This window comes from Pseudomonas sp. (genome assembly GCF_049645325.1).
Classification (GTDB): domain Bacteria; phylum Pseudomonadota; class Gammaproteobacteria; order Pseudomonadales; family Pseudomonadaceae; genus Aquipseudomonas.
This window is the reverse complement of sequence record NZ_JBARTQ010000631.1, coordinates 1-10,597: the sequence shown is the minus strand read 5'-3', so window position 1 is coordinate 10,597 and position 10,597 is coordinate 1. Positions and strand designations below refer to the sequence as shown.

Annotated in this window: 7 protein-coding genes; 1 reads left to right on the top strand and 6 read right to left on the bottom strand. The window is 62.3% G+C overall.

Annotation, left to right across the window (positions count from 1 at the left end; translation table 11 throughout):
- Nucleotides 1-111: 111 nt before the first annotated feature.
- The 6 genes from WBB95_RS26925 to WBB95_RS26900 all read right to left on the bottom strand — a co-directional run bounded on the left by WBB95_RS26925 (nucleotide 112) and on the right by WBB95_RS26900 (nucleotide 9,808).
- The gene (locus WBB95_RS26925) at nucleotides 112-681 is read right to left on the bottom strand and encodes a lipocalin family protein (RefSeq protein ID WP_424490342.1); all 570 of its coding nucleotides are present in this window, start codon (nucleotides 679-681) and stop codon (nucleotides 112-114) included.
- A 30-nt stretch (nucleotides 682-711) separates the two neighbouring features.
- Nucleotides 712-966 carry a hypothetical protein gene (locus tag WBB95_RS26920; RefSeq protein ID WP_424490341.1) on the bottom strand — a complete coding sequence of 85 codons (255 nt, stop codon included), beginning with the start codon at nucleotides 964-966 and terminating at the stop codon, nucleotides 712-714.
- 190 nt (nucleotides 967-1,156) lie between these two features.
- Nucleotides 1,157-2,167: a class 1 fructose-bisphosphatase gene (locus tag WBB95_RS26915; RefSeq protein ID WP_053253909.1), complete on the bottom strand. Its 1,011-nt coding sequence runs from the start codon at nucleotides 2,165-2,167 to the stop codon at nucleotides 1,157-1,159.
- 108 nt (nucleotides 2,168-2,275) lie between these two features.
- Nucleotides 2,276-3,622 carry a DUF3999 domain-containing protein gene (locus WBB95_RS26910; protein ID WP_424490340.1) on the bottom strand — a complete coding sequence of 449 codons (1,347 nt, stop codon included), beginning with the start codon at nucleotides 3,620-3,622 and terminating at the stop codon, nucleotides 2,276-2,278.
- Nucleotides 3,622-7,170: a DUF2339 domain-containing protein gene (locus tag WBB95_RS26905; protein WP_424490339.1), complete on the bottom strand. Its 3,549-nt coding sequence runs from the start codon at nucleotides 7,168-7,170 to the stop codon at nucleotides 3,622-3,624. Before WBB95_RS26905 ends, WBB95_RS26910 begins: the two co-directional genes overlap by 1 nt.
- A 187-nt stretch (nucleotides 7,171-7,357) precedes the next feature.
- Complete coding sequence (locus tag WBB95_RS26900) at nucleotides 7,358-9,808, bottom strand: glycogen/starch/alpha-glucan phosphorylase (protein WP_424490338.1); 2,451 nt, start codon at nucleotides 9,806-9,808, stop codon at nucleotides 7,358-7,360.
- 239 nt (nucleotides 9,809-10,047) lie between these two features.
- Between WBB95_RS26900 and WBB95_RS26895 the strand changes: the two genes are divergently transcribed.
- Nucleotides 10,048-10,482 (top strand): YkgJ family cysteine cluster protein, encoded by a 435-nt coding sequence (locus WBB95_RS26895; RefSeq protein ID WP_071482617.1) that lies wholly within the window; start codon nucleotides 10,048-10,050, stop codon nucleotides 10,480-10,482.
- Nucleotides 10,483-10,597: the final 115 nt, after the last annotated feature.

Below are 10,597 nucleotides of genomic sequence, written 5' to 3'. Positions count from 1 at the left end.
TGTGGGAGCGGGCTTGCTCGCGAATGCGGTGGATCAGTCAGAACATCTGATACTGATCTACCGCTTTCGCGAGCAAGCCCGCTCCCACATTTTTTTGGCGGTGATACCGGTTTACTGCGAAGTCTTCGCCATCTGCTTGTCCGACGTACGCCAGATCAACCGCGTGGTGTCATACCCTTGCTGCCGCGCCCTGCTCAGCAGGTCTTCGCGGGTGTCGGCATTGACCGTCGGCGTGCGCGACAGGATCCACATATAACGCCGGCTCGGGCTGCCAACGAGGGCGGTCTTGTAGTCATCGCTGACGTACAACACCCAGTAATCGCCCTTGGCGACGCCCGGCAGCAGCGACGTAAACCAGTTGTTGAATTCCACCCAGAGCTTGTCGGTCTTGCCCGGCACTTGCGGCGTGGCCGTGCCCTTGGCCTCTTCCCACTTCCACTCAGTCGTCAGGCAGCGGTTGAACACCGTCATGTCGCCATCCGGCAGCAGTGTGTAGCGGGCTTCGGACTGCGCGCAGTTACGCTGGAAGTACATCGGCAATCGGGCCAACTCATACCAGGTGCCCTGGTAACGCTTGAGGTTGACGTTGCTGGCGGTCTTGGGTTGCAGATCATCGCCAGAATGACTGGCGCAGCCCGCCAAAAACAGGCTGGCACAAAGGCACAAAACAAAACGCATCATTCTTCTTCTCCCGCAGGCTCGCGCCCCGGTTTACTTCAGGCCTTGCCCGGAAAACATCAGAACGTTGTCACCGGCATATTGAACGCTGATAAAGCTGTTTTTATCGCCCCAGGTGCAACTGGACATGCCCAGTGCGCCGGAACAATCGGTCGGCTTACCCAACAGTGACTCCACCTCAGCCTTGGCCATGCCAGCCGACAACTTCGCGTAATTTTCTTGGTTGACCTTGCTGCATGCGGCCAACAGCACGCAAAAAGCCAGCAGGGCGAGACGGCGTAACGACATGGAAAAACTCCTGGAGGGACAAAGCAGCTTGGGTATCTGCCAGAAGCTTAGAAGGGAAAAGAGGTGTCTGGTTCCCGACGAGCGAAAACAAAAAAGCCCCGAAAACGCTGAAACGTTTCGAGGCTCTTCAGTCAGCGCAAGCGCTGTGGTGAGCGGGCTTGCCAGCTCATCACAGCATGCCCGCAAAGGCTTACTTCTTGTGGTAGCCAGTCACACGCTCAACTTCTTCCTTCGAACCCAGGAACACCGCTACACGCTGGTGCAGGCCTTCTGGCTGGATGTCGAGGATGCGCTGGTGGCCGTCGGTGGACGCACCGCCCGCCTGCTCAACCAGGAACGACATCGGGTTGGCTTCGTACATCAGGCGCAGTTTGCCCGGCTTGGAAGGCTCGCGGCTGTCGCGTGGGTACATGAACAGGCCGCCACGGGTCAGGATGCGGTGCACGTCGGCGACCATCGCAGCCACCCAGCGCATGTTGAAGTTTTTCTTCAGCGGGCCTTCTTCGCCTGCCATCAACTCGCCCACGTAGCGGGTCACCGGCTCTTCCCAGTGACGCTGGTTGGACATGTTGATCGCAAATTCCTGGGTGGAAGCAGGAATGGTGATGTCTTCGTGGGTCAGCACGAAGCTGCCCATTTCGCGGTCCAGGGTGAAGCCCTTGACGCCGTCGCCCAGGGTCAGTACCAGCATGGTCTGTGGGCCGTAGATCGCGTAACCGGCAGCTACCTGCTCGGTGCCTGGCTGCAGGAAGGCCTTTTCGTTCAGGGCTTCGTTCTGGCTCAGGTATTCGTTCGGGCAACGCAGTACCGAGAAGATGGTGCCGACCGGTGCGTTGATGTCGATGTTGGACGAGCCGTCCAGTGGGTCGAACACCAGCAGGTACGCGCCTTTCGGGTATTTGCCCGGGATCTGGTAGGCATTGTCCATTTCTTCGGACGCCATGCCGGCCAGGTGACCGCCCCATTCGTTGGCTTCGAGCAGGATCTCGTTGGAGATCACGTCGAGCTTCTTCTGCACTTCACCTTGGACGTTTTCAGTGCCCATGCTGCCCAGCACACCACCCAATGCGCCTTTGGACACGGCGTGGCTGATTTCCTTGCAAGCACGCGCCACCACTTCGATAAGGAAGCGCAGATCGGCAGGCGTGTTGTTGCTGCGGGTCTGCTCGATCAAATAGCGACTCAGGGTAACGCGGGACATGTAAGGCTCCGGTGCAATGGGGGGCTAAAAACCCGCGCAGTTTAACGCGAGTCGGTGCGTATTTCCTCTAATCAGAGGATTTAACGCCAATAGAGTTCACGGACCGTGTCAGGGCTTGGCCTGAGGCTTGCGCAACAAACTGTAGGCCATCGCCCCCAGCGCCGCCACACCCAGCAGGAGCACGGCCCATAAGCCCAGCTTCTTCCAGTCGGCGCCCACCTCAGGCGAAACCACCACGGCGGGCGGCTGGACCACCGCGTCCCCGGCGACCTTGGCCAGGCCCACGGTCTTGAGGCGCTCGGCGCTGTAGTCGGGGATCAGCGTGGATAACGGCAGGTTCGCCGCCTTCACCGACGCATTGCCCAACGCCAGGGTAAACGGCGGCTCACCCCGCGCCAGGAACACCAACTGCGTGGCGCGCACCGCAAACCGCAGGGCCGGCGCGTCGACACCCAGGCCACCACCGCGCTCGTCGACCTGCAACTTGAGTTCGGCCACCGCCTGCCCCGGCAATTGCAATTCATCTTGCACCACGTCCTGGCCATTCTGGGTCAGGCGGTACAGCAAGCCATTGCTCAACGGCTGCCAGGCCTGATTGCCTTCACGGCGACCCGACAAGGTCACCGGCGCCAGCGTGTTGGGTTGCTTCAATTCAATGCGCACGCGCTCGACATTCAGCCCCATCGGCAACTGCCAGCTGTACTCTCCCGCCTTGAGCCGGGCGCCTGCCAACGGCTGCGACCACACCAGCGGCATCGGCAAACTGCTGCGGGTGGCGCTTGCAAGCTTGGCCGAGGTCAGCAGCGGCGCGGCCTGGCCCTGCCAAAGCAGGCGCAGGTAACGCGCCGATTGCCCCGGCAAACTCACGTCATGCTGCTCGACCCGTTCGTCGGCAAACGACAGGCGCGCCACCTGGCCGTCGCCCCAGGACTCCCAGTGTTGCAGGTCATCGCTGGCTTCAATGCTGAAGCGCTGGAAGCCGTCTCGGTCGCGGCTCCAATCCAGGCTCAGTTGCTGCAACGGTGCCTTGATCGCGCTGGCGTCCAGCACCCAGCCACGCAGCACCTGTTTGCCGGCCTTGGGCGGGCGCACTTCCAGCAGCGTGCCCTCGGCGGTGGATTTCATCACCACCTCCGGCACGCTTTCGCGGGTGTCGGCGGCGTACAGCGGAAACCACTTCACGTCAGCCACGTTGCGGCTCTCAGAACGCTGCGCCGATTGGCGAGACAAGGCGTAGGCCTGCGGCTCACCGGCGGCATTGAATACGCGCACGTCGCTGAGGTCAGCCTGACGCGCACTCAATTGCACCGCCAAGGGCAGCTCCAGGCGATACCAGGGGCCACTGCCGCTCACAGCCAGTGGCACGTGTGTGCTGAAGTCGCCCGGCCCTTCCTGGGCGTAAGCCGCCGAACACACCAGCCATACCGCCAACCCGCTCAGACTCAGCTTGCCCATCAAGAAGACGCTCCCTCGGTTTCAATCACAGGTTCGGCACGTTTAGGCGGCAGCGGTGCAAAGTAACCCACCACCAACAACAGCCCGCCCACACCGATAAACGACACGATCCGCGCCAAGCCGCCACGGTTGCTCAGTTCGACAAAGAACAGCTTCGCGACCACCACCGCGATCAGCGCCGCGCCAATCAGCCACACTTCGCGGCGATGGCGCAGGTGGCCGCCGATCATCAGGCCAAGGGCGACCAAGGTCCACACGATCGACAGACCGGCCTGCACCAGCATCGACGCCAGCAACGCATCCAGATGGAACGGCACGCCGCCCCAATGGTGAGCCGTGCGCATGACCAACGCGGTAAAGAACGCGAACAGCGAAATACCCGCCACGCCTTCGGCGATCAGTTCAACCCGTGGCCCGCGCGCGGGCGCCACGCTACGCGACCACAGGTAAACACCCAGCAGCGCGAACAGCAGGCCCAGGTCCAGCGGGTTGAGCAGCGGCACATACGGCAGCGGTTTGGCCGTGCCATCACTGAAGATATTCGCCAGCCAGAACCAGCCGAGCATCAGCACTGCCAGCGGCAACGCGGCCAGCACGCGGTACTCACGCGGATACGCCGACACCGGCCACGGCCAACTGCGCGGCGCAGCGGCCAGCACCAAATACAGGCTTGGCAGAATCGCCCAACCCAGCCAGCGCCAGGCGTTGTATTCACTCGACAGCAGCAGCAGGCCGTAACGCAGCTCCAGCGCCAGCACGCCGATCAACATCCAGCAGCCAAGCACATGCGCCACGCTCAGCACCTTGGCAGGCACCACGCCAGCCAAACGCCGCAGCGAGATGAAATGCACCCCGAACACCGCCAGCCAAGCCAGCCAGCCGAACTGCGCCGCCGGGTGGTAATACGCGTGGGCAGAGACCAGCAACACCAGCCCCGCCGCCGGCATCAGCAGGGCGCACACCCTGCCCAGCGATGCCCAACGCAAACGTTCGGCCAGCAGCGCCCAGATCGCCACGCTCAGCGCCGCGACGCCAAGCAAGCAGGCGCCCTGTAATTCGTCAGGAATAAATCTGAGCACTTCGCCGATCAACGCCAACGCCCACCACGCCGCGCCCCATACCAGGAGCAGGTCGGACAGGCGCTGCAGTTTCAGCACGGCAAACACCGGCGCATGAGGTTCACGCTGCAAGCGCCAGGCGCCGACCAGCGCGGCCAGGCCCAACACCAATGGCGTCCAGAAACCGCTGTGCGCCAAGGGCCGCAAACCCTCGCTGGTCAATGGCCCGAGCAACTGCGGCACTGCGAGCAGGAAGGAACCGCCGCCGATCAGTTGCAGCAGCAGGCCAAACACGAAACTGACGCGCTGTTGCAGGTACAGGCTCAACCAGATGATCAACAAACCACTGGCCGCCCACACGCCGCTGGCGCTCTCCCATGGCAGCACAAACAGCACGGCGAGGTTGATCAGCACCAAGCCGGCCAACAGCACCACCGACAGCCCGCGCAGCAGGCGCACATCGCTGCGCACCATGTCGTCGCGTGCGGCCAGGAGCATGCCGCCGATCAAGGCCAAACCAATCAGGGACGCGGTCAACAAGCCCGACCAGCCTGCACTGAATACCGCCGCACCCTCACCGCCGTGCAGGCGCAGCAGGAACAACGCCCCCCCCAACAACTGCACCGCGAAGGCCGTGAACAGGAACGTGCGCGAGCCGATGCGCAGGCCGACGAACAGGGTCACCAGCCCGGCGATGGCCCAACTGATAGCGGTGCCTTGGGTCAGCAACAGCAGCGGCGCAAGCAGGTAGAGAAAGCTCAGGCCAAGGCTCGCCAGCACCGGCAGGCCTCGACGTTCCCAGGCTGCCGACTGCTCGACTGGCGCCTTGCGCAACTGATCGAAGCTGAACAACAACGCCGCGCCAAGCAGCAACGCGCCCAACGGCGCGCCGTCGAGCAAAGTCAGCTCCCCGACCCGCAGCTCGCTGAGAAACGCTACCGCAGAACCCAATTGCAACAACAAGGCGAATGCTCGCGCCAGTGGCCGTTGCTGGCGCAAACCCAGCCAGAAGATTCCCGCGCCTTCCACGGCCCAGGCAGCGGCGGTCCAGCGTGCATCAAGGCCCAATGGAATCGCGAGGCTGGCAAAGATCACGCCCAGCGCCAGGCAGGTTTCCGCCAGCAACAAGGCGCGCCCGCCACTCAGTACGCGGGCCAGGCCCATGTAAATAATGCCCAGGCCCAGCGCACTGAACGCGGCGGCAAATTCGAGGTGCTGCACCAGCGCGAACTGCAAGCCAAAACCCACCAGCGGCGGGCCGAACAGCATGCTGCCGTCGACATAATCGCCCTTGGCCGCCGACCAGCGCAGCAACGCGCCACGGCTGTCGTCTTCGGGCGCGTCGCTCATCTCGCGCAATGTTCGTCGCGCAAACAACAGGCCGATGGCCAGGTACATCAGGAAAAACAGGATCAGGAACGGCTCGGTGCTCCAGAGCAATTCCGGCGTATAGGCGCGAATGCCCCAGGCGAAGCCGATGCCGAAAGTGCCGACAAACCCGATCAGGTTGAGCAAGCGCCAGGCCTTGAACCAGGCAATCGCGAGAATGCCGGCATTGAGCAGCGCGAAGTAGCTGAACAGCGCCACGTGGTTGCCCGCGCCGGTGGAGGTCAGAATCGGCGCGGCAAAACCACCCAGCGCCGCCGCACAGGCCAGGCCGAGCGCGTCTTGAGTGATCGCCAGAATCGCCGAGAACACCGTGACGGCCACCAGCAAGCCCAGCGCCGCGCCCGGATCGATCAGCGGGTGCAAGCGCATCGCCGCGAAAACCGTGAGGTACAACACCGCAATACCGGTGCCTTGCAGCATCAAGCCGTAGTTGCTGTTACGCAGCCGCAACCACCAGCCCAGGCCGAGCAAGCCGATGGCGGCGGCCGCCACACCGGCGTAACGCAACTCAATCGGCACCACCATGCCTTCGGTGGCGTAACGCAGCAGAAAGGCCAGCCCGAGGAACAACAGCACCACGCCGACGCGCAGCACGGTGTTGCCACCGAACAGCCAATTACGCGCACCGCTGATGGCGCGCTCGATGAAGTTGGGACCACGGGGAGTCGCAGGTGCTTGAGGACGTGGCGTTGGCGCCGGGGCCCAGACGTCGTCCGGCAACGCTTGGCTCGCTTCAGCGACCCTCGGGACGGGCGCCAATTCAGCCGGTAACTCCCACACAAGGTCGGGCGCCTTGGCCGCAGGCTTCGGTTCAGGGACAGGGGATTCGGGAACAGGTGTTTCGACCAGCACACTGCGCGCCAGCGACACAGGCCCAGGTAGGGGGATTTCCAGCTGCGCCAGGCGCTGCTCCAACGCTTTCAACGCTTTCTGCGTGGTCTCCAACTGACGACCCTGCTGGTTAGCCTGGGACGCCAGCATCGACAAGCGAATCGCTTGGCCAATGCCCAGCCCCAATAACGCACCGAAACCGGCATCGGTGAACGACTCATCGAGCGTCCAGCCGAGCACCAGGCCAATCAGCATTAAAATCCATTGCATGGTCGATATCCCTGAGGAGCCCGAGGCGGGCAAACCGGGGCCTAGTATATCGACGCGGGGCTAATGTGGGAGGGGCGGTGCGACGATTCGACTTGCTCGCGAAAGCGGTGTGCCAGTCGACATATTTGTTAACTGACACTCCGCCTTCGCGAGCAAGCCCGCTCCCACACTTTTGGATCTGCGGTGCTTAGTCGAGTGCTTTCCAGATCTCAGTGGCGTACTCGCGGATCGTCCGGTCCGAACTGAACCAACCCATTCGTGCCGTATTGAGCACCGCCGAACGCCACCACGCCTTGGAATCATGCCAATGCGCCTCGACCCGTGCCTGGGCATCCCAGTAGGAATCGAAGTCGGCGCACACCAGGAAGCGGTCGTAGTCGATCAGCCCGTCGATCAAGCCCACATAACGGCCCGGGTCATCCGGCGAGAACACCCCGCCACGAATCGCCTGCAGCACATCATTCAAACGATGGGACGCGGCGATGTCCGGCCCGGCGTTGAATTCCCCGGCGTGTTTGCGGGCTTCCACCTGCGCTGCGCTGAGACCGAAGATGAACATATGCTCGGCACCCACGCGCTCGTGCATCTCCACGTTGGCGCCGTCCATGGTGCCGATGGTCAGCGCGCCGTTGAGGCCGAACTTCATGTTGCTGGTGCCCGACGCTTCAAAGCCGGCGGTGGAGATCTGCTCGGACAAGTCCGCCGCCGGAATGATGCTTTCCGCCAGGCTGACGTTGTAGTTGGGCAGGAACACCACCTTGAGCAGGCCGCGCACGGTCGGGTCGTTGTTGACGGTGCGCGCGATGTCGTTGGTCAGCTTGATGATCAACTTGGCCTGGTGATAGCTGGCGGCGGCCTTGCCCGCGAAGATCTTCACGCGCGGCACCCAGTCGGTGCCGGGCTCCGCACGGATCGCCTGGTACAACGCCACGGTGTGCAACAGGTTCAGCAACTGGCGCTTGTACTCGTGGATGCGCTTGACCTGCACGTCGAACATCGCCGCCGGGTTGACCGAAATCCCCAGGCGCTCGTGAATGATTTCAGCCAGTGCACGCTTGCTGTGCAGGCGCTGATCGGCGAAGGCTTTGCGGAAGGCCTGCTTCTCGGCGAAGGTTTCAAGCTCCGTGAGGCGGGTTTCCATGGTGTCGAGAATGTCCGGCCCCAGCGCTTCCACCAGCATATTGGTAAGCATGGGGTTGGCCTGATACAGCCAGCGGCGGAAGGTAATGCCGTTGGTTTTGTTGTTGATGCGCTCCGGGTAGAGCTTGTGCAATTCGCTGAACACCGTGTTACGCATCAACTGGGTGTGCAAGCCCGACACGCCGTTGACGCTGTGCGAGCCGAGGAATGCCAGGTTGCCCATGCGCACACGACGGCCGTTGTCTTCTTCGATCAGCGAGACCGCGCGCAGCACGTCAAAATCGTGAACGCCTTTGGCGCGCAGAGAATCGATGTGCTGGGCGTTGATCAGGTAGATGATCTGCATGTGCCGCGGCAGCATGCGTTCCATCAGCCCGACCGGCCAGGTTTCCAGGGCTTCGGGCAACAGGGTGTGGTTGGTGTACGACAGGGTTTCGACGGTGACATCCCACGCCGCTTCCCATGGAATGTCGTGCAGGTCGACCAGTTGGCGCATCAACTCGGCCACGGCGATGGATGGGTGAGTGTCGTTGAGCTGGATAGCCGCGTGCTCGCCCAGGCTCAGCACCGAGCCATGCATGTTTTTGTGGCGGCGCAGCAAATCCTGCAAGGAGGCGGAAACGAAGAAGTATTCCTGACGCAGGCGCAGTTCCTGCCCCGCTTCGGTGCTGTCGGCCGGGTAAAGCACGCGGGAAATGCTTTCAGCGCGGGCGACTTCGGCCACGGCGCCCAGGTGGTCACCGGCGTTGAAACGTTCCAGGTGCAAGTCTTCCACGGCACGCGCACGCCACAGGCGCAGGGTGTTGACGCTGGCACCGCGCCAGCCGACCACCGGGGTGTCGTAGGCCACCGCGCGTACGGTTTCGTTGGGCGTCCACACCTGGATCAGCTTGCCGGAGGCGTCCGGCAGGGTTTCGACGCTGCCGCCAAAGCCGATCGGGTAAATCACTTCGGCCCGTTCGAATTCCCACGGGTTGCCGAAATCCAGCCAGCGTTCGGTCTGTTCCTGCTGCCAGCCGTCGACGATTGCCTGGCGGAACAGGCCGTGTTCATAACGAATGCCATACCCGTGACCGGCAATGTCCAAGGTCGACATGCTTTCCATGAAGCACGCCGCCAGGCGGCCCAGGCCACCGTTGCCGAGCGCCGCGTCGGGCTCCAGCAGGCGGATGCGTTCCAGGTCTACGCCGAGCTCGGACAGGGCTTCGCGAGCAATCTCCAGCACGCCGAGGTTGCTCAGGCTGTCGTAGAGCAAACGGCCGATGAGAAATTCCAGCGAGAGGTAATACACCCGCTTCTGGCCTTTGCGGTAGATGCGCCGCGTGTGGTCCATCCAGTGATCGACCATCTGGTCGCGGGCGGCCAAGGCGATGGCTTCGAACCAGTCATGGTCGAAGGCGTGGTCGGGGTCTTTGCCCACCGCGTAGGTGAGTTTAGTCAAGACAGCCTCGCGAAATGCGGCTACCTCTGCTTCTCGTGCAAGCGGTTCCTGAGACATCGATGCGACCTCGGGCGAGATTGAAGGAGTTGCTAGAGCCTAGTCGGTCTGACAGACGGTAGACGCTCTGGTTCGGCAGTTTTTTAACTCATTCACGTTTACCGGTTTTAGATGCAGGGGCCGTGCCCGATCGCGCCATTGCCAAACCTTTGAGCTGAAATCCGCAAAATATTGTTCAAAAAATCACCAATCCCGGTATGATCGCGCGCCCGGACACAGCCCCACCTTTTGGAACCCTGATGAAGCCTCAACTGATCGCCGCCGCGGAACTCGACCGTCTTGAAACGTGGCAGAAATATTCCGCGCACATGTGCGGTGGCTGCGTATCCAGCTGCTGCACGCTGCCGGTCGAAGTGAAGATCAAGGACTTGATCCGCATTGGCATCGTCGATGAGTTCGAGCTCGGTGACCCGCCGAAGAACATCGCCAAGCGTTTGCAGAAAGAAGGCATCGTGGAGCGCTTCAACTCCAAATCCGAAATTTTTACCTTGCAGCGCATGAGCAACAACGATTGCCTGTACCTGGATCGTAAGACGCGCTTCTGCACTATTTATGACAAGCGCCCGGACACCTGCCGCAATCACCCGAAAATCGGGCCGCGCCCAGGGTATTGCGCGTACAAGCCGAAAGAAGTGGTGCGCGAGACCAAGTTCAAGACCCTCGACAAGTTCTGATCCACGTTCTTTATTGCCTGGACTACCGCTTTCGCGAGCAAGCCCGCTCCCACATTCGACCGCGTTTTTTCAGGATGAACGAGGTCAATTGTGGGAGCGGGCTTGCTCGCGAAGG